This is a genomic window from Streptomyces sp. MB09-02B, from assembly GCF_033794485.1.
Classification (GTDB): Bacteria; Actinomycetota; Actinomycetes; order Streptomycetales; family Streptomycetaceae; genus Streptomyces.
On record NZ_JARGEE010000001.1, the window covers coordinates 75208 to 97173 of the forward strand.

Below are 21966 nucleotides of genomic sequence, written 5' to 3' on the forward strand. Positions count from 1 at the left end.
TGGAACGCGATGAAGCATACGCAGGCGTACGGGAGTGGGACAGCCCCGGCGCAGGACGGCTCGTCGGGCGCCGGGGGCAGCCGGGTGGTGGGGGGCGGACCGGGTGTTGGCGGTTCTGAAGGAGCTGGCCAGGTATCCGGGTGGGGTGGGTCTGGAGAGGAGCTGACCCGGGTGGTCGGCAGTCCCAAGCCGACGGTGCACCGGGCGCTGGGCGCGCTGCGCCGGGCCGGGCTCGCCGACCAGGACGCGCGGGGGCGTTACCGGCTCGGCGACGAGTTCCTGCGCATGGCCTTCGCGCACCACGAGGCGCGGCCGGAGCACCTTCGCGTCCGCCCGGTGCTCCAAGCGCTGGCACACCGTTTCGGCGAGACCGCGCACTACGCGGTGCTCGACGGCCGGGAGGTCGTGTACCGGGCCAAGGTCGACCCGCCCGACGGTGCCGTCCGGCTGACGTCGACGGTCGGCGGACGCAACCCAGCCCATACGACTGCCGTCGGAAAGCTGCTGCTCGCCGGGCGGTTGGGCACCCTGGCGGAGGTGGACGCGTGGATCGGCGGCTCGCCCCTGGAGCGTCGTACGCCCCGGTCGACGTGCACGGCGGCCGCGCTGCACCGGGAGCTGACGGCCACCCGCGCCCGGGGCCACGGCGTCGACGACCAGGAGACCGAGACCGGGGTCAACTGCGTGGCCCTGCCGGTGTTCCTGACCTCGCCGACCGTCCCGTCCGGCGCCGTGAGCGTCAGCGCGCCGGCGTACCGGACGCCCCTGGCGGCCCTGTGCGGCGCGCTCGACGAGATCCGCGCGCTCCTCGGGCCCCTCGGCGAGCCGTGACCCTCGACGAGCCGTGACCCTTGGCGAGGCCGGCCCGGTGCTCGCCGGTGAGCGCCCGGCCGAGGCCGGCGCCGGGCCGAAGGTCCATGTCGACCCCCGGCTCCGGCCGCTCCGGCGGGGCGGTTCCCGCCCGTGGGAGGACCCGGCTTAACGTACGGGGAGATCACGATCTGCCCGGGAGTCCCGCATGGCCGGTATCCGCCGGAAGAGACCTGTCGAGGCCGTCGACGCCTTCGAGGCCATCGAGCCGCCCCGCAACGCCGAACTGATCCTCGGCGTGCTCGGGGTCACCGCCGTGGTGGAGGCGCTCGGGGTGCTGTCCGGGTCCGAGGTGTGGCTGCTCGGGCTGCTGGTGTTCCTGCCGGGCACGGCGTCGGCGCTGTGCACGGTCCGCCAGACGGCGTTCGTCGCCGGGTGGACCACGCTCGTGGTGACCACCACGGCGGTCGTGCGCAACGTCGACGCCGACCGGTGGGTCGACCGGCTCCTCCTCGTGCTGCTCACCCTCGCCCTGGGCGTGGCGTCGGTGTACGCCTGCCACCGGCGGATCCGGCGCGAGCACGAGATGTTCCGGCTGCGGTCCACGGCCGTGGCCATGCAGCGGCACATCCTGCACCCGCTCCCGCTGCTCACCGACGACGTCCTGGTCAACGGCGTCTACGAGCCCCTCCAGGAGGACCGGCTGGTCGGCGGGGACATCTACGACGTCGTCGCCTCGCCCTGGGGGACCCGGGTGCTGATCGGAGACGTCCAGGGCAAAGGACTGGCCGCCGTGGGCGCGGCGTTCGCCGTCATCGGCGCCTTCCGCGAGGCCGCCCATCGCGAGCCCACGCTCACCGCCCTCGTCGACGCCCTGGACGCGGCGGTCGTCCGGCACAACTCCTACGCCGAGAACACCGGTGACGACGAGCGCTTCGTCACCGCCCTCGTGATCGGCATCGACGCGCACGGCGAGGAGGTGCAGGCCGTCAACTGCGGGCACGTCCCGCCGCACGTGGTGCACGAGGGCACGGTGACGACGGCCGCGCTGGACTCCGGGGTTCCGCTCGGCCTCGCCGAACTGGCCCTGGAACCCACGATCGTGGGCTGGTTCGCGTTCCCGGAGGGCGCGACGCTGCTGCTGAGCACTGACGGCCTCACCGAGACCAGGGCCGCCGACGGCACGTTCTACCCGGTCGACGAACGCCTCGCCGAGCACCTCGACCTCTCCCCCACCGATCTGCCCCGGGCCCTGTACGAGGACGCCCGCGCGTACGCGGGCGGCGGCGGCCGGCACGACGACGTGGCCGTCCTGACGGTCCGCCGGTCACCACGCCACTGAACAGGGACCGAAAAGGGTTTCCGCAGCGGGGGACGGGGGCGCGTGTGACGTCTGCGTGTCCTGAACCACGTGCCCCGTGAACTCGCCTCTCTTCCACCTCCCTTGACACTTCAACAGCCCGCTCCTACGTTGCGAAAACCTTTTAGGTCGCTTTTCCGCACACCCGGTTCGCGCGCACGTGTCGTCAACGGGACAGGAAGCCTCCGATGAGAAGACCGCACGTCCTCCTGGTTCGACGCCGGCGCACGAGGTGTCTCCTCGTCGCCCTGGCCCTCAGCGCATGTTCCGTCGTCGCCGCTCCCCCGGCCGCGGCGGCGCAGACCATCGGGTTCCCCACCTTCGGCGGGCCCGCGATCCCGGCACCACCGGTCGCCCACACCTCCGGCGACATGATGAAGGCCATCTACGACGCGGAGAGTTCGGGCACCGACTTCTGGATGGACCGCCTGCTCGCCCGCTCCGGCAACGACCCGGCCGGGCCCTGGCTGATGAGCCGCGGCCGGGCCCTCTTCATGAAGGAGCACAACCCGGCCCAGCTCGGTTTCGGCGGCAAGTCCGCCTACTGGGAGAGCATCAACGACAACAGCGCCTACACGGTGGCGATCACCCCGGGGACCTTCACGGAGCAGGTCGCCCAGCGGCGGCAGACCCCCAGCCACTGGAAGAGCGTCCACACCAGCGGCTCTATCACGGTCGACCAGACGAAGTTCATCACCGACAACAACGTCGCCGTGACGAACCTGGCCATCAGGAACAACGGTTCGGCGTCCACCACGCTCCAACTGCGGGCGACCTCGCCGTACGCGACCTCGGGCAGCGGCAGCGAGCTGACCGGCCAGGTCAACGCCTACAACAACCTGACCACGCTCCGTCCTCGACTCACCGGCGACGGCTTCAGCGCCGCCAACGCCGGCCTGAACCGGTCGGTGACCGTCGCCGCCGGGGCCACGGTGACGGCCAAGGTGGTCATGGGCTTCGTCACCGACGAGATACCGCAGTCACTGACCGAGTACAACGCCTACGCCGGGTACTCACCCGCGACCGCGTTCGCCACCCACGTGAAGGCCTACAACCTGTGGTGGGCGCAGAACGTGCCCTACATCGACGTGCCCGAGCCCGCGATCAAGAAGAACATCTACTACCGCTGGTGGCTGATGCGCTTCAACAGCCTCGACGCCGACATCCCCGGGCAGACCTTCCAGTTCCCGACGTCCACCGAGGGCGTCCTCGGCTACAACAACGCCATCGCGCTCACCCAGCCGATGCACATCGACGACCTCAAGTACCTGCGCAACCCCGCCTACGCGTACGGGGACTGGCTGAGCGTCGGCCAGACGTCGAAGGGCGGCCGTTTCCTCGACAACCCGGGCGACCCGGAGAACTGGTCCAACAGCTACACCCAGTACATCGCCGAGGCAGCCTGGAAGAGCTACCAGATCCACGGCGGCCAGCCGGGCATCGCCGCCAACCTGGCCCGCTACGCCGAGGGTGACGTCAAGGGACAGCTCGCGCACTACGACCATGACAACAACAAGCTCATCGAATACGACTGGGGCGCCCTGACCGGCAACGACGCCGACGCCGTCTCCTTCCACTGGAAGCCCGGCAACATGGACCGCGCCGAGTCCGCGTACCAGTACAGCGGCGCGCTCGCCGCCGCCCAGGCGTACGAGTCGATCGGGAACACGGCCAAGGCCACCGAGTTGCGCACGCTCGCGAACCAGATCAAGGACGCGATCGTGAACGTGCTCTGGAACCCGAACCGGCAGCTGTTCGAGCACCGGCTCAAGTCGACGAACGAGTGGGTGCCCTGGAAGGAGATCAACAACTACTACCCGTTCTCCGTCGGTGCCGTCCCGAACACCGCCACGTACCGGCAGGCGCTGCGGCTGTACGACGATCCCGCCCAGTACCCGATCTTCCCCTTCTACACGGCCAACCAGGTCGACAAGAAGGCGGCGGCCGACGCCGGGGAGCCGGGCTCCAACAACTTCTCCACCATCAACTCCACCGTGCAGTTCCGGCTGTACTCCTCGGTGCTGCGCAACTACCCCAACTCCTGGATGAACGCGACCGACTACAAGAAGCTCCTCTACTGGAACACCTGGGCGCAGTACGTCGGCGGCAACACCCAGTGGCCCGACGCCAACGAGTTCTGGGCGGACTGGAACGGCAGCTCGGTCAACTACCGCTCCTGGATCCACCACAACATCCTCGGCAGCAGCAACTGGACCGTCATCGAGGACGTCGCCGGGCTGCGGCCACGCAACGACGCCAAGGTGGAGCTGTCCCCGATCGACATCGGCTGGAGTCACTTCACCGTCAACAACCTCCGCTACCGGGGCGCCGACCTGTCCGTGGTCTGGGACGACCCGGCCGACGGCGTGGTGCGCTACCCCGGCATCCCGCAGGGCTACTCCGTCTACGTCAACGGCGACCGCGTCGCCACCGTCAACTCGCTGGTGCCCCTGACCTGGGACCCGGCCACGGGTGACGTCACCACCAGCGGCACGGTCACCCACCATGTCGCCAAGGCCGGGCTGAAGGCGCCGAACCAGGTCGTGCAGGACAGCCCGCAGATGGTCGACATGCTCGCCAAGGCGGGCGTCGACCTGACCGCCGACCTCACCAACCTCGCCGCCGGCGCCACCGTGTCCGCCTCCCACACCGGCTCCGGCAGCAATGTCGCCGGCGCGGTCGACGGCCTCCCGACCAACGAGCCCTTCTGGGGTGCGGGCGGCTCGGCGAACAGCCAGGACTGGTACGAGCTGAACTTCGGGACGACGCGCACCTTCAACGAGGTCCGGTTGCACTTCAAGGACAGCCGCCCGGCGAGCACGACGTACCGGGCGCCTTCCTCGTACACGATCCAGTACCACAACGGCAGTACCTGGGTCGGTGTCCCGGACCAGACGAAGAGCCCGACGGCACCACGGGCCAACTACAACCGGGTGCAGTTCCCGTCGGTCAGCGCCCAGCGGGTCCGGGTCCTCGCCACCAACGCCTCCGGCGCGAAGACGGGCCTCACCGAGGTCAAGGTGTTCAACCGGGGTGGGGTCCAACCACCGGGCAACCTGGCGACGTCGGCCACGGCGTCGGCGTCGTACACCTCCTCCTGGGAGAGTGTCACCGCCGTCAACGACGGGATCGATCCGCCGTCGTCCAACGACACCGTGAACCCGCGCTGGGGGACCTGGCCGGAGACCGGCCAGCAGTGGGCCGAGCTGACCTGGCCGTCGGCGAAGACCCTGAACAAGGCCGAGGTGTACTTCTTCGACGACGACCAGGGCATCGACATGCCTGCCTCGTGGAAGCTCCAGTACTGGAACGGCAGCGCGTACGTCGACGTACCGGGCGCCGGGACCTATCCACTGGCCAAGAACCAGTACAACTCCGTCTCCTTCGACGCCACGAGCACCACCCGGCTCCGGGTGCTGCTCACCGGCAGCGGCACCAACTCCGTCGGTCTCCTCGAAGCAAAGGTGTACGGACCGTGACCCGTTCCAGATCCCTGTCCGCGCTCATCGCCTCCATCGCCATGGCCGTCGCCTTCCTCGTGGCGCCCCAGCCCGCGGCCGCCGCCGTCTCCTTCACCTCGACGGGAGTGAACCAGAACGGCGGCAACTGCCTGGACCTGCCCGGCAGTTCAACCGCCAACGGGACACAGCTGCGGGCCTTCGCCTGCGCCGGCGGGGCGAACCAGAGCCTCTCCTTCACACCGGTCGCGGGCACGGCCGACGTGTACACGATCACCACCCAGTCCGGCCGGTGCGTCGACGTGTCCGGCGCCTCCACGGCGGACAACGCCGCGATCATCCAGTGGCCCTGTCACAGCGCGACCAACCAGCAGTGGCGGCTCACCCCGGTGGCGGTCTCCGGCACGGACAGGACCTTCAACCTGGTCTCCGTCGGCTCCGGCAAGTGCGTCACCCCGAGCGGCGGCTCCTCCGCCTCGAACACCAACCTGGTGCAGCTGCCGTGCGCCACGGCGAGCGGCAGGGTGTGGCGGCTGCCCGGCTTCACCGGCGGCGGCACCGCCCCGAAGACGTTCACCAACCCGCTGGTGCAGCGCGGTCCCGACCCCTGGCTGACGTACCACGACGGCTTCTACTACCTCGCCACCACGACCTGGAACTCGACGGTCACCATGCGCAAGTCGAGCACGCTGGCCGGGCTCGCCGGCGCGACGGAGCAGGTGATCTTCAACCTGACCCGGCCCAACGGGGCCGGCACGATGTGGGCACCGGAGTTCCATCTGCTCGACGGGCCCAACGGCAAGCGCTGGTACTTCTACTACACCGCCGGCCGGGAGCCGTTCGACCTGGGCACCCAGCGGATCCATGTCCTGGAGAGCGCGGGCCTGGACCCGATGGGCCCCTACAGCTTCAAGGCCGACCTGCTCGACCCGACCCAGGACAACACGTGGGAGCTGGACCCGGGCATCCTGCGACTCGACGGGAAGCTGTACCTGTTGGGCACCTACTACAACGGCTCGCAGCCCATGTTCATCCGGCCCCTGTCGAACCCCTGGACCGCGAGCGGCACCCGCCGGGTGCTGTCCACGCCGACGTACAGCTGGGAGACGGTGGGCGGCGCGGTCAACGAGGGGGCAGAGGTCCTCCAGCGGGGCGGCAGGACCTTCATCATCTACTCCGCCAGCCACTGCTCCACGCCCGACTACAAGCTGGGCATGCTGACCTACAACGGCGGCGACCCGCTGAACTCCGCCTCCTGGGTCAAGTCCCCGAACCCGGTCTTCCAGCGGTCCGACGCCGCCGGCGTGTACGGCCCCGGCCACAACGGCTTCTTCAAGTCGCCCGACGGGACCGAGGACTGGATGGTGTACCACGCCAACAGCTCCGCCTCCGGCGGCTGCGACATGAACCGGTCCACCAGAGCGCAGAAGTTCACCTGGAACGCCGACGGCACTCCGAACTTCGGCACCCCGGTCGCCACGGGCGTCACCCTGAACGCACCGTCGGGCGAGTAGCCGGGACGAGCGGCCGCGAGCCGGTGTCCGGAACCAGTGTCCGGACACCGGTGGCGGACGCCGGTGGCCGGACGCCGGTGGCCGGTCCGGACAAGTACCGGGCAACGCGCCGTGACCGACGCCGGCTCAGTGCTGGACGAGCTGATCGGCCAGGCGATGGGCCTGGGCCAGTAGCGTCCCGTACGTCACCAGCGCGTCGGGGTCGTCGGCGACCGCGGCCGGCAGCCGCCCGCTGAAGTCGTCGAGGGTGCGGTGAAGTTCCCCGACGGCCTCGCGGAGCTCCTCCGCGCCGGCGTCGTCGTGGCCGCCCGGGGCGAACCGGGTCCGTCCGTAGAGGCTGACGGCGCGGGCGGTGCGGTGCAGGAAGTCCGCGTAGGGCCGGGCGATCGCCTCGGCCGGCCGGGCGGCCTTCCCTCCGCCGTCGGCGGCCTCCCACACCGTGCGGGTCACGCCCGAGGTGTGGACGGCCACGTGGTCGAGCACGGCCAGCGCGTCGGCGTACGCCTTGCCGGGCGGGGCGACGGCGTGCCGGCGGCGTCCCCACGGGTTGACCCGCATGCTCTCCTTGCTCCAGCCGATGGCCTGCCGGGCCTGATCGACCAGACGCCCCAGCCGCAGTGCGCGCTCGTGCCACTCCCCCGCCTGGTGCCCTTCCCACTCGCCGACGGCCAACCCCTCGGCCACCGCGTCCAGGATGGCCTCGGCCTCCCGGGCGGCGTCCCGCAACGCGGCGCGGGTGTCGCGCAGATACACCGGGGGCCTGACCAACGCGTTGACCGCGACGCCCACCACCGCGCCGAAGACCGCCTCCGCGATCCGGGCGGCCGACGCGGCGACGGTGACCGGGCCGCCGGTCAGCACGAAGAGCGCGCCCGTGGCCGCGTAGACGCCCTGGCTCCCCAGCCGTTGCCACTGGCCCAGCAACAGCACCGTCGGCAGCACCAGGGCCATCGTGACCATCGTGTGGTCGAGTACCAGCGCCACGCCGGTGGCCACCACCGTGCCCACCGCGATGGCCCCGAGCTGCTGCAGCCCGTGGGCGAGCGACCGGAACACCGTCGACTCCACCAGGACGACCGCCACCCAGGGCGCCACGAACGCCATGGGGGCCGCGAGCCACCAGCCCGCGACCGCCCAGGCCACCCAGGCGGCCAGTGCCGCCTTGCCGGCCTGCGCCACCAGATCCCGTTCCCGGCCCGGTCCGGCCCAGGCCAACCGCACCGTCCGCACGGCGGCCGCACCGCGCCGCCGCGCCTCCCGCATCGCCCTGCCGGTCCACTCCATGCCCCACCAAGTGCCACGCCAGGGGCGAGCCGCACCTGCCGATCGTGATGTCTCGGCGGACGGGCACGGTCGCGGCTTGGTCCTCGTCATCGTGGGCACGCGATGCGTGCGAGCACGGCGCGCTGCCCGGCCGACGGCGCCCCGCCGTGGACGGCACCGGCGAAAGGCACCCACCTTGCCGTCCCGGCACGAACAGCCCGCACCGCAGGTCACCGCCGAGCCGTCCCCGCCCTACGACTCGGACAAACAGCGACGGCCCGGTCTGGAGGCCGACATGCGCACCGCGCCGCGCTACCGGGCGGACCGGTACCGCGCCGCCGGAAAACTGACGGACAAGGTCGCGCTCATCACCGGCGGCGATTCCGGCATCGGACGGGCGGTGGCACTGCTGTACGCCCGGCAGGGCGCCGACGTGGCCGTGGTCCATCTGCCGGACGAGCACGTGGACGCGGAACAGGTACGCCAGGAGGTTCAGGAGCAGGGCCGGCGCTGCCTGCTGCTGCCGGGCGACCTCAAGGACCCGGAGTTCTGCCGGGAGGCCGTCGAGCGGACCGTGGACCGGCTCGGCGGGCTGAACGTCCTGGTGAGCAACGCCGCCTACCTCAACAGCAAGCTCGAGCTGGAGCAGCTGACGGCCGACGACTTCGACCGGACGTTCAAGACCAACATCTACGCGTACTTCCACCTCGTCGCGGCGTCCAAGGCCGCGCTGATCACCCTCACCAAGTCGATCGCCCCGCACCTGGCCACACGCGGAGTCCGCGCCAACGTGGTGGCCCCGGGCCCGACCTGGACCCCGCTCAACGAGGCGGACCAGCACATGCCGCCCGAGGGACTGGCCCGGATCGGCGGCGAGGCGCCCCTGGAGCGCGTGTTACACGGTCGGCGAGGTCATCGCCGTCACCGGTGGCATCGTCGACACCAGGTGACTCCCGCCCGCCGTGAAGACGGTGGCGTACCGTGCCGCGCCCCGGGAAGGCGGCTGTCGTAGCCGTCTCTCCCCGGGGACGCGTGCGAGGCTGGGTACGACGAATTGTCCGGGCCGGGTGAAACGGAGGAAGGTGTGGACTGGGATCGGTTCGCACAGCAGATGGCGTCGATGGCGCGCGATCTGCTGGCACAGCCTTCGGTCGACGCCACACTGGAGCGGATCACGGCCTCGGCCACCGAACTGGTGGAGGGCTGCGACGCGGCAGGCATCCTGGTGCTGCACGGCACGACGGTGGAGACGCTCGCCGCCACGGACCAGGTGGTCGTGGACAGCGACCGGCTGCAGGAGCGGCTGCGGGAGGGGCCGTGCTTCGACGCCGCCCGTGATTCGGAGGGTGAGCGGGTCTTCCGCATCTCCGACTTCTCCGCCGAGCAGCCGCGCTGGCCCGTCTACGCCCCCCGGGCCCGCCGTCTCGGTGTGGGCAGCATGATGGGCTTCCTGCTCTTCACCGACGACGAGGACCTCGGGGCCCTGAACCTCTACTCGCGCAGGTCCGGCGCGTTCAGCGAGGTCAGCGAGTTGGCGGGCTGGCTGCTGGCCTCGCACGCGGCGGTCGCCTTCTCCAGCGCGCGCACCCATGCCCAGCTGGAGCGGGCCGTCGCCACCCGCCATGTGATCGGCGAGGCCATGGGCATCCTCATGGGCAGCCACCACCTCACCGAGGAGCAGGCGTTCGACGTGCTGCGCCGCTTCTCGCAGGAACACAACATCAAGCTCCGCGAGGTCGCCCGCCGGGTCTGCGAGCAGGGCGGCCTCTGACGCCACGGCGGGTGGGCCGGCCCGTGACATCAGGGCGGGTGAGCCCCTGAGAACGTCGAGGGGACGGCTCCTCCGGCACACTGTCAGAACCAGAGAAGCCTGGCCGGGCCGACCCCCAGGGGATCGCCGTCGAACCCGGCCTTCCCACCAAGTCCCCCCTGCCCGGCTCCCCACACCCCGGAACCGGGGACCACTTGCGCACCGGTTTCGGCCGCGACCGAGGTCGGCGCCCCGCGCGGCGTCGGGCGCCGCACGGCGGTACTGACGGGCGGGGACTCCGGTATCGGCCGCGCGGTGGCCCCGGCGTACGCCCGGGAGGGCGCGGACGTCCTCTTCACCCCTCGCGTCCGACCGGGCGAGGCACGTCACGGCGGAGATCCTCAACGCCACCGGCGGCACCCCGCTGCCCTGAGCGCCGTTTGACCCCTCCCCCACCGGGAACCCGTGGGCGCACACCAAGAAGCGGTTGGCCCTCGGGTTCGGAAAGAAGATGAGATGTCGTGAGCACGCACACCGTCGAAAAGCTCGTCGTCCGGGAGAGCGGCTGGGCCGAGGCCCGGCGCCGGCGCGGGAAGGGTGTGCGCCTGTGCCTGCCCGCCCTGAGGGACCGGGACGGCACCCGTGCTGCGGGGGCCGGGACGGAATCGCACATCGTCAGGGGTGACGACTGACGACGGAGGTCGGCCCATCGTCGTCCGCCCGTCGTCAGGCCCGTCGGCGCTCTCCGCCCCGACCGCCGCAGCCCGACCGCCGCGGTCCGCCGCGTCAGTCGTCCTTGCCCCGGCCGGTCAGCGCGTCGCGCATGCGGTCGACGAGGCCCATGCCGGGGGCGAGCAACTTGTTGGCCGGCGGGGTGTCCGGCGCCGCCGGGTGGGGCCGGGTCGGTGCCGTCTTCTTGGCCGTGCGGACCTTGTCGCCGAGGCTGTTCAGGGCGTCCGCCGAACAGGCCGCACGCAGCCTGGGGAAGAGGTTGTTCTCCTCGTCCTGGATGTGCGACCTGATCTCGGTCATCAGCTGGGTGGCCAACAGGTCGAAGTCCGGGTCGTCGGCCTCGCACCGCTCCAGCGCCTTCATGGTGCGCTCGGCCTCGGCGTGGTCCTCCAGCTCGCGGTCGGCGATCGCGTCGCCGTCCGGGAGGTGCTCGCGGACCGCCGGGTAGAGGTAGGCCTCCTCGGCGACCGAGTGACGCACCAGCTCGATGGTGACCTGGTCCATGTGCTGCTTGCGCTGGGGGTCACCGGAGGGCAGTGCCTCGATCCGGCCGAACATCTCCTCCACTTCCCCGTGGTCCGTGGTCAGTTCGTCGATGACGTCTCCACCGTGTCCCATGTCGTCCGCTCCTCTCCTCGATGCGACGCTTCCGCCCCATCCGTACCCGCGGGCCTCCTCAGGCGCCCCGGCGCGACCCCGAGTACCCGCGAACGGCCCAGCCACGCGGCCCTTCCGGGCTGTCCCCCGAGGGTGTCCGCCCTGCTCAGCGCCTCGCCACCACACGCAGGGTGCGGACCGACGCGTCGGCCGCGTCCGGGATGAGGACGCCGTGTTCGACGCTGCTGCGCAGATAGTCGAGGACGGCGTCGGTGATCACCTCGCCCAGGGCGACGGCGGGCACACCCGGCGGGTAGGGGCTGATCATCTCCGCGGCGATGCGGCCCGCCGCCCGCTCGACGGGCACGTGCTCCGCCTCGGAGAAGAACGCGTCGCGCGGCAGCATGGCCTGTTCCAGTTCCAGGTCCGAGGGCCCGGGGAGGTGCACCGCGGGCAGCCGTTCGAGGGAGTCGGCGCCGTCGACGAGCGCGCGCAGGGCGTCCAGCAGGATCTTCTCGGTCTCGTCGTCGTCGGCGTGGGTGATCGAGGCGCTGATCCGGCAGGTGTCGGAGCCACCGACGTCCACGTGCCGTTCGGTGCGCAGCCACTCGGCGGCCTGCATACCGCTGATGCCCAGCTCCCGTACGTCGACCACGATCTTCAGCGGGTCGAAGTCGGCGGCGAGCCCCTCCTCGACGACCTCCCGGCCCATGGGTCGCAGACCGGGCAGCTCACCGATCGTCGTACGGATCCGCGCGGCGCGGCGCAGCGCGGCGTCCAGGAGGTCGTGTCCCTGTTCCACCATCTGGCGACGCCAGCCGTCGAGGGAGGCGTACACCAGGGTGGAGGCGCTGGTGGTGCCGAGGAGGTCCTCCCGCTGCTTGAGGGCCTCCAGGGAGACCCGGTCGTACTGCAGGTGGAAGACGGAGCTCTGTTCGATGGCGCCGCCCATCTTGTGGACGCTGGTGACCACCAGGTCGGCCTCGGCGTCCATGCCCCAGGCGGGCAGGTCGGGGTGGAAGGGGAGGTGGGCGCCCCAGGCCTCGTCCAGGATGAGGGGGATGTCGAACTCGTGGCACACCCGGGCCACGCCCCGGACGTCGGGGCAGGTGCCCCAGTCGACGGGCGTGATCAGCAGCATGCCCTTGGCGTCCGGGTGTTGCCGCAGTTGGCGTCGTACGTCGTCGGGCTCCGGGGGGTGGGCGATGTGGCGCTCGGTGTCGAACTCGGGGTGCACCCAGACGGGCTCGACCCCGTTGACGACCACGGCGGCGATCACGGACTTGTGCGCGTTGCGCGACAGCAGCAGCTTCTCGCCGGGGCCGGCCACCGCCAGCATGGCGGTCTTCACCGACAGGGAGCTTCCGCAGGTGGAGAAGAAGGCCTGCTCCGCGCCGACCGCGTCGGCCATCAACTCCTGGGCCTGCTCCAGGACTCCCTGCGACTGCCGGCGGTCGTCGAGCCCGTTGAGCGAGAGGACGTCCGAGCGGAACACATCGGCTCCGAGCACCTCCGTGACGCGTGGGTCCACGCCACGCCCCTGCCTGTGCCCCGGCGGGCCGTAGACGACGTCCCCGCACCGTCGGAACTCCCGCAACGCCTCCAGCACGGGCACCCGTGAATGGTCCATCGCTACCTCCAGGAATCGCCCGCCGTGGACGGAGCCCCACGGGTACCCCTGGAGGGCGATCGACACCAGCGGGCGAGGACGGAGGACCCGTTCCGGCGTGATCGGGATCGGCGCTCGACGGTCACGACCGGGCGGGCTGGTCGGCGATCAGCAGGGTGCAGCCGGCGGGACGGAAGCCCAGACGGGAGTACATGCGGGCGACGCTGTCCTGCGCGTGGGCGAGGAAGACGGTGCGCACCCCGTGGTCGCGGGCGTGTGCGACGAGGGCGGCCGTGACGGCGGCGGCCAGGCCCTGTCGGCGGGCGGAGGGAAGTGTGCCGATGCCACCGATCTCGGTGGTGCCGTCCATCGGGTGGAAGTGGCCGACGGCCAGCGGCGTACCGTCCGGGGCGAGGGCGGCGACGAGCGCCTTGTGCCCGGCGCGGAGAGCAGGGCGGACCGTCTCCACGGTGCCGTCCGCGCTCAGTTCCCCGGCCACCGCCGCCAACTCCGCACGGTCCGCCGCGCCCACCGCGGTGCCCTCGTCGGCGAAGGCCAGCCGTGGCAGGGCGAGGGCCGCGGGAAGACACGGGTCGTCGGCGGTCAGCGCCCGGACGGTCACACCGTCAGGCGCCGGGTGCGGGTCGACGCGGTGGTCCGGGTCCAGTGCCATCAACGGGCGTTCCAGCACCGGAAGTCCGGAGTTCTCGATGCCGGCCCGCAGCGCCGGCGCCGATTCGGCCAGCCACTCGAAGGCCTCCGGGACACCGAGTTCACGCTGCCGGGCCCGGACCCGTGCGATGTCGGCGGCACCGATCGCCGCGGCCCTGCCCTTGACGGGCTGGGCATGACCGGGCCCGCCGTAGTACGGGGCGCCCGGCTCCCTGCGGACGAACAGCCGCAGCGGCCCGTACTCCTCGACGTCCGCGAACAGCGACGGGACGGTGGTGTAGTACCGCTCGACGCGGGCCCGCAACGTTTCGCTCACGTGCCGCATCCCACCACGGGACGCCGCCGCTCCGCATCCGGGATTCGCGGACGCGGATGGGCAGTTGAAGGGTGGACGGCCGTCGTCGTACGAGACGCACCGCGCCGGGACCATCGAACATCCGACCATTACGATCTCCGGAGGCGAACGCGCGGGGGTGCGGGAGTGGGCGCACCGCTCCGCGTGAGCGGCAAGGCCATGCTCGTACACACTTCCGAAGGATTCTGTCACCGCGATGCTTCACGGCCCCCGTCCGACGACGGCGTCCCTCGACCGGATCGACCGTCCGCGCCCGTTCGGGGACGTGGGGCGGCCCCTCGTCGACCTCCGCGAGCGACTGGTGCCGCCCTTCCCGGAGCCGGGGACCCGGCTCTGGGAACGCGTCGGGTTCGCGCCGGGGCCCGCCCGCCTCGTCGCGAGGGCGACGGGGTGGCTGGGGCCGCTGCTCGTCGCCCTGCTGGCCGGAACGATCCGCTTCTGGCGCCTGGGGCAGCCGCACGAACTCGCCTTCGACGAGACGTACTACGCCAAGGACGCGTGGTCGCTGCTGCGGCTCGGCTACGAGGGCACCTGGCCGGACCGCAAGGTCGCCGACCCGCAGGTGCTGGCCGACCCTCAGGTGATTCCGCTCTCCGACACCGGGTCCTTCGTCGCGCACCCGCCGACGGGCAAGTGGGTGATCGCCGTCGGTGAGTGGATGTTCGGTCTCGAACCGTTCGGCTGGCGCTTCATGCCGGCCCTCCTCGGCACGCTGTCGGTCCTGATGCTGTGCCGCGTCGGCCGCCGGCTGTTCCGCTCCACGTTCCTGGGCTGTCTGGCCGGTGCGCTGATGGCGGTGGACGGTCTGCACTTCGTGATGAGCCGGACCGCGCTGCTCGACCTCATCGTCATGTTCTTCGTCCTGGCCGCGTTCGGCTGCCTGTTGCTCGACCGGGACCACGCCCGGGCCCGGCTCGCGGCGGCGCTGCCGGTGGCGCCGGACGGGCGGGTCCGTCCGGACGGCGACACCGGCGACCACGCGGGAACGGGGTGGCGCCCGTGGCGGCTCGCGGCCGGGGTCTGTCTGGGCCTCGCCGCCTCGACCAAGTGGAACGGCCTGTACTTCCTGGTGTTCTTCATGGTCCTGACCCTGCTGTGGGACGTCGGCGCCCGCCGCGTCGCGGGGGCACGGCGCCCGTACCGGGCGGTGCTGCGCAAGGACCTCGGCCGGTCGGTGCTCTCCCTCGCCCCGGTCGCCGTGGTGACGTATCTGGTGACGTGGACCGGCTGGTTCCTGACCGACGACGGCTACGGGCGGCACTGGGCGGACGGCCGCGGCGGCGTCTGGTCGTGGATCCCGGCCCCGCTGCGCAGCCTGTGGCACTACGAGTCCGCCGTCTACCGGTTCAACGTGGGCCTGGACGCCTACCACAAGTACGAGTCGAACCCGTGGAGTTGGCTGGTCCTCGGCCGCCCCGTGCTGTTCTCGTACCGGTCGCCCGAGCCCGGTGAGGCCGGTTGTCACGCACTGACCGGCTGCTCCCAGGCGATCCTCGCCCTGGGGACGCCGATGCTGTGGTGGACGGCGTGCTGCGCCCTCGGGTACCTGCTGTTCCGGTGGGCGCTGCGCCGGGACTGGCGCGCGGGCGCCGTGCTGTGCGCGGTGGCCGCCGGCTACCTGCCCTGGTTCCTCTACCAGGACCGTACGACCTTCGCCTTCTACGCCGTCGTGTTCGTGCCGTACGTGTGTCTGGCCGTGGCCATGACGCTGGGCGCGCTGCTGGGTCCGCCGGGCGCGGGCGCCGACCGCCGCAACCGGGGGGCGGTGGCGGTCGGGACCCTCGTCCTGCTCGTCTTCTGGAACTTCATCTACTTCTTCCCGATCTACACGGGCCTCACGATCCCGTATCCCGACTGGCAGGCCCGGATGTGGCTGGACACCTGGATATGAGCCCCGCCTCCGTGCTCGCGCCGCCGCCCCCGGCGGCTACCGTCTGGGGCCCGCGAGGGCGTACACCGTGGTGCCGGTGACCGCGAGGGCCAGGGCCGTCCAGGTGGCCGTGGGCGTACCCGGCGGCAGCAGCATCCAGGTCGCGACCTCCGCCGGCACGCTCGTCGGGGGCGGGGCGAAGGCCGAGAGCGACAGCCAGACGACCGCCGGGGTCCACGCGTACGCGGCCCCGCACACCACCGCCCCGAGCGCGACGAGCCCCGTCAGGCCCGCGCTGTCACGGACGACGAACGCGGTGGCGGCCAGCTCCGTGTCCGCCGTCCGTACCGTCGTCCCTACCGCGAGGAGCACGGCGGCGACGACCGTGCCGATGAGCAGCACGTGGGCCGCCCTGCGCGGCCGCCAGCCGATCGCGGCCGTGCGGTCCAGCGCGAGGTCCTGGCCGCCGAGCCCGATCGAGGCGGCCGTCACTCCGGCGACGAGGACGAACACGGGCATCCTCGGATCGGCCGGCCCCCCGCCGTCCCGCACGACCAGCGCCCCCACCGCGGCCGCGCTGATCACCACGGCGGCGAGCGACGCGGGCACCTGCCGGGAGCGGGCGTACAGGGTCAGCCATCTCATCGGGCCGTACCGCCGTCCAGGATGTCGAGCGGGTCGCCCGAGCAGGAGACCGCGGCGGTGTGCGCGTCCTTGACGCGGGCGACCTGCTCGGACCACGGCAGGGCTTTGAGTTCGGTGAACACCGGGCGGGCCGTCGCGAGTTGGGCGTCCGGTGTGTGCACGGTGCCGGCGAACGGCCGCAGGTCACCGAGGACCCAGCCCGCGACGACGCCCTGCGCGGCGAGTTCGCCGACCGTGCCGCTCTCGCCCGCGCTGCGGGCGAAGCAGTGCGGCGCGATGCCCTGTCCGAGGAGGGCCCGCGTCAGCTGCTCGCCCTGCTCGTCGCCGAACACGCCGTCGCCGAAGTCCACGAGCACGGCCGTGCGGGACCGCTCCGGCGGCTCGAGGATCCCCCGGCGGGCGGTGCTCTCCCGGACGGACGTCGGCGCCTCGCCGCCGAGGGCGCCCTTCATGAGGCGCAGCGCCTTCTTCCCGGGGCCCGCGAGGTCCGCCAGACGCTCCTGGTGGACGGCGGCCACGCACACCGGTCCGTCGCACACCTGGGCCGCGGCGGCCTCGTCGACGACGTAGACCCGGCGCGGGTCGGCCGGCAGGACGAGCAGGGCGATCACCGCGCCCGCCAGGACGGGTGCGAGGGCGAGCAGCCGGGCGCGTGGTGTCGCGGCGGCGAGCAGGGCGAAGCCGGTCACGGCCATGCCGAGCAGCCAGACCGTCTGGCCCAGGTGGACGGAGGTGGAGAGGGTCAGGAACACGTCGCGCACCTCGTCCACCGCCGGAGACAGCATCGTGGCCCGGTTCGACCCCGAGATGGCCCTGGGCACCGCCGACTCCGTCGACATCCGCAGCAGGTTGACGAACACGAACGCGGCCACGGCCAGCGCGGGCGGGGTCAGCGGGGAGGGGAGGTTCCGTCCGATCCCCATGCCGAGCATGGCCCCCGCGACGAGCGCGAGCAGGGCGACCAGTGAGATCGGCAGCCAGCCGAGGTGCGTGTACTCGGCGGCGCCGGCCACCTGGGCCGCGCCCAGGAGCACGACGAGCGCGAAGGCCGAGGTCAACGTGACCGCCATGGCGCCCGCGGTGGTGGCCGCGCGGTGGAGTGCTGGTCGCGGAGTGCTCGTCAGCAGCTCGGCCATGCGGGAGCGGTGGTCGCGCAGCCCCTGGAGGGCGCCGAGCGCCAGGGCGAGCGGCCACAGCAGGGCCAGCAGGAACCGGGTCCACAGGGCCATGGACGTCCACTGGCTCGTCCACAGCGCGGCGCCCTTCCACCACGGCCCGCTCACCAGGTACAGGAACGTCAGGGCGACGCAGAAGGACACCACGCCGGCCCAGGGGGCGACGGAGCGCCTCAGTTCGATGCGCAGGACACGGCCGTTCACCAGGTGCCCCTTTCCTGCCGGGGGTCGAGCAGCAGGGCCGAGTAGCCGCGCTCCAGCGGGCTGTCGCCCACGTGGTCGGGTCCGCCCGCGGCGGCCAGCTCGTCCGGGGTGCCCTGGAAGACCAGCCGGCCCTCGGCGAAGAGGACCACGTCGGTGCAGGCGGCGGCGACGTCCTCCACCAGGTGGGTCGAGACGACGACACAGGTGTCCGTGCCCAGCTGCTGCAACAGCTCGCGGAAGCGCAGCCGTTGGGCGGGGTCCAGGCCGACCGTGGGCTCGTCGAGGAGCAGGACCGCCGGGTCGTTGACGATGGCCTGGGCGATGCCGACACGTCGCACCATGCCGCCCGAGAGGGCCTTCATCCGCTCGTCGGCGCGGTCGGCGAGGCCGACCCGCTCGATCGCCCGCTGCACCGCACCGGGGATGTCCGCTTTCGGCACCTCCTTCAGCCAGGCCATGTACTCGACGAACTCGCGCACGGTGAACCGTTTGTAGTAGCCGAACTCCTGCGGCAGATAGCCGATCCGGCGGCGCAGCGCCCGGTGTTCGCCGAGGCCTCCGGTGTGCTCGCCGAGCAGTTCCAGGGTGCCCTCGGCGGGGCGCAGCACGGTGGCCAGCGCCCGGATGAGGGTGGTCTTGCCGGCCCCGTTGGGTCCGAGCAGGCCGTGCACGCCGGTGCCGAGCGACAGGTCGAGCCCGTCGACGGCCATCCGTTTCCGACCGGCCCTCACCTTCAGGCCCGTGGCCCGGATCTCCCAGGCGTAGGGCGTCGGCGCGAGGTCGGCCGCGGTCAGCGCGGACATCACGTGTGGTTCCTTTCCGTCGGTCATCGATGGGCTCCCAGCACGGAGTACGCGCCCCTGCGGGCGATCACGACACCGATGCCGAGCATGAGGATCAGCCCCCACACGGGCAGGCCGTCCGTCTGAAGGGCGAAGGGTGTGCGGCCGGTGGCCAGGGTGGGCGCCACGACCACGGCTGCCCACAGCGCGACCAGCGCGAGGGCGGCGCGGGTCACGCCGACGACCCCGCCGAGCGCCAGGGTCGTCGAGGTGAACGCCAGACAGGGCAACAGCCACTGGGCGGCCGTCAGCCCCGTCGCCCATCCGCCCACGAACAGCGCGGGCACGACCAGGACGAGCACGGCCACGGTGCGCCGCAGCACGAGCGGGAGCCCGGCCCTGGGCACGGAGGCCGTCAGCTCGTACGCCGGGTCCAGGCCGCGTGCCCACGCGGCCGCGACGCCGAGGACGGGCAGGACGGGCGAGAGCAGCAGCACCAGCGACACCTCGCCGGTGCCGGAGCCGGAGCCGGGTCCCGTGCCGGGGTCGGCGAGGTCGAACAGCAGCGCGAGCACGGTCACGCTCATGGCCATGGCCAGCCACGGCACCGTCGTGGGCGTCAGCCAGGTCGACAGCCGAGCACCCAGCCGTCGTCGGCGGGGCATCGTGGGGGTGCCGGCCAGCCGGGGTTCGAGGTCGGCCCAGACCGTGCCGACCAGGGCGGTCACGTCGGGCGCGGCCACCGTGACGGCGGCCGACAGCCGGTCCCGGCAGGTGCGGCAGGCCTCCAGATGTGCTTCCAGGGCCCACACCTCGTCGGCGGCGAGGTCCGTGTCGCCGCGCGCGTATCCGTCGATGAGTCGCGTCGACGCGTGTTCCACGCTCATGCCAGGGCCCTCCGCATCTCGGTCCGGGCCCGGCGGGCACGGGTCTTGACCGTGCCCTCGGGCACGCCGAGCAGGACCGAGGTCTCCCGGACGGTCAGTCCGTCGAGCACCATGGCCTGCAGTACCGCTCTGAGTTCGGGCGCGAGGCGGCGCAGCGCGTCCCCGACATCGCCGCCGACGGTCGCCGCGAGCGCCTCCTCCTCGGCGGCGGGCGCCACGGGGTGTGCGGCGGCCGCGGGCGGGGGTTCCGCGTGGTGGGCCCTGCGCCGGAACGCGTCGACGAGACGGCGGGCGGCGATCGTCCACAGCCAGCCGACGGCGGTCCCCCCGACGGCGGCCCCGGCGAAGGCGCCCGCCGCGCGCCACACCGCCAGGTACGTCTCCTGCATGACCTCGGCGACGATCTGCTCGTCGGCGCAGCGGCGCCGCAGCCGCACCGCGAGCCAGGGCGCGGTGCGCCGGTACAGCTCGTCGAACGCCGCGCGGTCGCCCTTGGCCACGAGCCGGACGAGGCGTTCCTCGTCCGGCTCTCCCGCTGCCTTCCTGACTGATCTCACACCCCCTAGACGCGGGGCCCGCGCCACGGGTTTTCCCTCCCGGGTGATCCCCGTCACACGCCTCGGGCACGACGTGCAGTTGCAGGTGGCGCCGCCCTCCTTGACCAGGGTGGGCCTCGGGCGGGGGTCGGCACGAAGTCGGGGGTGCGGAACGGCGGGTCGTGGCCCCAGAGCTCCTCACCCAGGTCGTACATCGTCCGTCCCATGAAGCCGTCGAGGGAGATGGCCAAATCCGCAGTCACGGTCACGGTCACGGTGGGGTACTCCTGAAGTCCCGGGTCGTACTGCTTTCACTCTCACGTCGGTCGGCGAACGCCGCTCTCGACACCGCCCGCCACATCCGTCGCCGTGACCGACGGAGCACCACCGACACCTGACGCGTGGCGGCGGAAGTGCAGAGATGGGACTATTTGTGCGTTTGTCGGGAACTCGCACCACGCAGCGGTCGTCGGAAGGGCCTCGGCCCGGCGGGCGATCTCGGGTACGGATGAGGGAGAAGCCGTGACCGTTCGTGTAGGCGTAGAGGAAGAGTTTCATGTTCTGGACGCGGAGAACGGGCGGCTGGTCCCCGGGGCCGGCGCGGTCCTCGGTCGACTGCCCGGACCCGAGTTCAAGGCCGAGCTCCAACGGTCGGCGGTGGAGTGGAACAGCCCCGTCCACTCCGCGCTCGACTCCCTGCACACGGATCTGCGCGGGGCCCGGCGGCGGCTGGACGACGCGGCCACCGGGCTCGGACTGGCCGTCGTCGCGGCCGGGACCGTACCGTTCGCACGGGTGACGCCCGGTGACGCCACCCCGGACTTCCGCTACCGGGCTCTGGTCGACGAGTACCGGAAGGTCGCCGACGAACAGCTCGTGTGCAGCGCGCAGGTCCATGTCGACGTGCCCGACCGGGACACGGCCGTGCGGATCATGTGCCGTGTCTCGCCGTGGCTGCCCCCGCTGCTGGCCCTGTCCGCCAGCTCGCCGTTCTGGCTCGGCTCGGACACGGGCTACGCGAGCTGGCGCACGATGCTGTGGCAGCGCTGGCCCACCGCGGGACCGGTCGGCTGCTTCGCCGGGGCCGGCGACTACGACACCGCCGTCGAGGACCTGATCCGCTCCGGCGTGATCAAGGACCCGGGCATGGTCTATTACGACCTGCGGCCGAGCGAACACCAGCGGACCCTGGAGCTGCGCATCTGCGACGCCTGCCCGCGCGCAGAGACGGTCGTGCTCGTGACCGGTCTGTTCCGCGCCCTGGTGGAGGACGCCAGGGCCGGCCTGGAGCAGCCCGGCGCGGGCTGCGACGGCAGGCACGAGTGGCTGAGGGGCGCGGTCTGGCGAGCGGCACAGGCAGGTCTGGAGGGCACCCTCGTCGACCCGGTCACCCGCGTCGCCGCGCCCGCCCCCGAGGTCGTGCACACCATGGTCCGCAGGCTGCGCCCGGTCCTGGAGGCCCTCGGCGACTGGGACACCGTCCGCACGCTCACCGAGGAGGCCCTGGCCCGGGGCAGCGCGGCCCACCGGCTGCGCCGGGTCGCCGAGCAGGAGGGTCTGCTCGCCTGCGTCAGGGCGGCGGTCGCCGAGACCCGGGGCGACTACGGGCAGGGCACCGGCCCCGGAGCCGTCCGCAGGCCTGTCGCCGCGGCCGGCGGGGCCGGCCCGGCGGGGACCTCGGCGGCGTACTCGGTGGAGTCCATCGGCGGCTGACCCACCCGCGCGGCGGTGCGGAGAGAGAGGCACC

General features: G+C 72.2%; 17 protein-coding genes and 2 pseudogenes. 10 read left to right on the forward strand and 9 right to left on the reverse strand.

Annotated elements, in window-relative coordinates; genetic code table 11:
- Nucleotides 1-9: 9 nt before the first annotated feature.
- The 4 genes and pseudogenes from P1P70_RS00310 to P1P70_RS00325 all read left to right on the forward strand — a co-directional run bounded on the left by P1P70_RS00310 (nt 10) and on the right by P1P70_RS00325 (nt 7142).
- Nucleotides 10-831 (forward strand): annotated as a pseudogene (locus P1P70_RS00310) (IclR family transcriptional regulator).
- A 187-nt stretch (nt 832-1018) separates the two neighbouring features.
- Entirely contained in the window at nt 1019-2152 is a 1134-nt protein-coding gene (locus P1P70_RS00315) for a PP2C family protein-serine/threonine phosphatase (RefSeq protein WP_319233507.1), read from the forward strand.
- 206 nt (nt 2153-2358) lie between these two features.
- Complete coding sequence (locus P1P70_RS00320) at nt 2359-5649, forward strand: discoidin domain-containing protein (protein WP_319233508.1); 3291 nt, start codon at nt 2359-2361, stop codon at nt 5647-5649.
- Entirely contained in the window at nt 5646-7142 is a 1497-nt protein-coding gene (locus tag P1P70_RS00325) for a family 43 glycosylhydrolase (RefSeq protein ID WP_319233509.1), read from the forward strand. Before P1P70_RS00320 ends, P1P70_RS00325 begins: the two co-directional genes overlap by 4 nt.
- A 126-nt stretch (nt 7143-7268) precedes the next feature.
- On the opposite strand, the gene P1P70_RS00330 is transcribed toward P1P70_RS00325, so the two are convergent.
- Nucleotides 7269-8426, reverse strand: coding sequence for an aromatic acid exporter family protein (locus P1P70_RS00330; RefSeq protein ID WP_319233511.1), 1158 nt, complete (start codon nt 8424-8426; stop codon nt 7269-7271).
- A gap of 175 nt (nt 8427-8601) precedes the next feature.
- On the opposite strand from P1P70_RS00330, the gene P1P70_RS00335 reads away from it, so the two are divergent.
- The 4 genes and pseudogenes from P1P70_RS00335 (at nt 8602) to P1P70_RS00350 (ending at nt 10847) form a co-directional block, all read left to right on the forward strand.
- Complete coding sequence (locus P1P70_RS00335) at nt 8602-9417, forward strand: SDR family NAD(P)-dependent oxidoreductase (protein ID WP_319233513.1); 816 nt, start codon at nt 8602-8604, stop codon at nt 9415-9417.
- A 99-nt stretch (nt 9418-9516) separates the two neighbouring features.
- Entirely contained in the window at nt 9517-10176 is a 660-nt protein-coding gene (locus P1P70_RS00340; protein WP_319233572.1) for a GAF and ANTAR domain-containing protein, read from the forward strand.
- Between the two features lie 99 nt (nt 10177-10275).
- Nucleotides 10276-10515, forward strand: a pseudogene (locus P1P70_RS45625) (NAD(P)-dependent dehydrogenase); the annotation flags it as partial.
- Nucleotides 10516-10676: 161 nt separating this feature from the next.
- A complete protein-coding gene (locus tag P1P70_RS00350) occupies nt 10677-10847 on the forward strand; it encodes a hypothetical protein (protein ID WP_319233515.1) in 171 nt (56 codons plus the stop codon).
- A gap of 94 nt (nt 10848-10941) precedes the next feature.
- On the opposite strand, the gene P1P70_RS00355 is transcribed toward P1P70_RS00350, so the two are convergent.
- The 3 genes from P1P70_RS00355 to P1P70_RS00365 all read right to left on the reverse strand — a co-directional run bounded on the left by P1P70_RS00355 (nt 10942) and on the right by P1P70_RS00365 (nt 14090).
- Nucleotides 10942-11505 carry a hemerythrin domain-containing protein gene (locus P1P70_RS00355; RefSeq protein ID WP_319233517.1) on the reverse strand — a complete coding sequence of 188 codons (564 nt, stop codon included), beginning with the start codon at nt 11503-11505 and terminating at the stop codon, nt 10942-10944.
- 145 nt (nt 11506-11650) lie between these two features.
- Entirely contained in the window at nt 11651-13114 is a 1464-nt protein-coding gene (locus P1P70_RS00360; protein WP_319233518.1) for an ornithine decarboxylase, read from the reverse strand.
- 121 nt (nt 13115-13235) lie between these two features.
- On the reverse strand, nt 13236-14090 hold the full coding sequence (locus tag P1P70_RS00365; RefSeq protein ID WP_319233520.1) for a GNAT family N-acetyltransferase: 855 nt from the start codon (nt 14088-14090) through the stop codon (nt 13236-13238).
- A gap of 226 nt (nt 14091-14316) precedes the next feature.
- On the opposite strand from P1P70_RS00365, the gene P1P70_RS00370 reads away from it, so the two are divergent.
- Nucleotides 14317-16011, forward strand: coding sequence for a dolichyl-phosphate-mannose--protein mannosyltransferase (locus tag P1P70_RS00370; protein WP_319233521.1), 1695 nt, complete (start codon nt 14317-14319; stop codon nt 16009-16011).
- 36 nt (nt 16012-16047) lie between these two features.
- On the opposite strand, the gene P1P70_RS00375 is transcribed toward P1P70_RS00370, so the two are convergent.
- Genes P1P70_RS00375 through P1P70_RS00395 form a run of 5 tightly spaced genes read right to left on the reverse strand, consistent with a single transcriptional unit; the run spans nt 16048 to nt 20240 of the window.
- A complete protein-coding gene (locus P1P70_RS00375; RefSeq protein ID WP_319233523.1) occupies nt 16048-16635 on the reverse strand; it encodes a hypothetical protein in 588 nt (195 codons plus the stop codon).
- Nucleotides 16632-18014 (reverse strand): hypothetical protein, encoded by a 1383-nt coding sequence (locus P1P70_RS00380; RefSeq protein WP_319233525.1) that lies wholly within the window; start codon nt 18012-18014, stop codon nt 16632-16634. Before P1P70_RS00380 ends, P1P70_RS00375 begins: the two co-directional genes overlap by 4 nt.
- Nucleotides 18011-18844 carry an ABC transporter ATP-binding protein gene (locus P1P70_RS00385; RefSeq protein WP_319233527.1) on the reverse strand — a complete coding sequence of 278 codons (834 nt, stop codon included), beginning with the start codon at nt 18842-18844 and terminating at the stop codon, nt 18011-18013. The genes P1P70_RS00380 and P1P70_RS00385 overlap by 4 nt, the downstream gene beginning before the upstream one ends.
- Nucleotides 18841-19683, reverse strand: a complete 843-nt coding sequence (locus tag P1P70_RS00390; RefSeq protein ID WP_319233529.1) for a zf-HC2 domain-containing protein — start codon at nt 19681-19683, stop codon at nt 18841-18843. The genes P1P70_RS00385 and P1P70_RS00390 overlap by 4 nt, the downstream gene beginning before the upstream one ends.
- On the reverse strand, nt 19680-20240 hold the full coding sequence (locus P1P70_RS00395; RefSeq protein WP_319233531.1) for an RNA polymerase sigma factor: 561 nt from the start codon (nt 20238-20240) through the stop codon (nt 19680-19682). Before P1P70_RS00395 ends, P1P70_RS00390 begins: the two co-directional genes overlap by 4 nt.
- Nucleotides 20241-20741: 501 nt before the next feature.
- On the opposite strand from P1P70_RS00395, the gene P1P70_RS00400 reads away from it, so the two are divergent.
- Nucleotides 20742-21932 (forward strand): glutamate--cysteine ligase, encoded by a 1191-nt coding sequence (locus tag P1P70_RS00400; RefSeq protein WP_319233533.1) that lies wholly within the window; start codon nt 20742-20744, stop codon nt 21930-21932.
- The last annotated feature ends 34 nt before the right edge of the window (nt 21933-21966 follow it).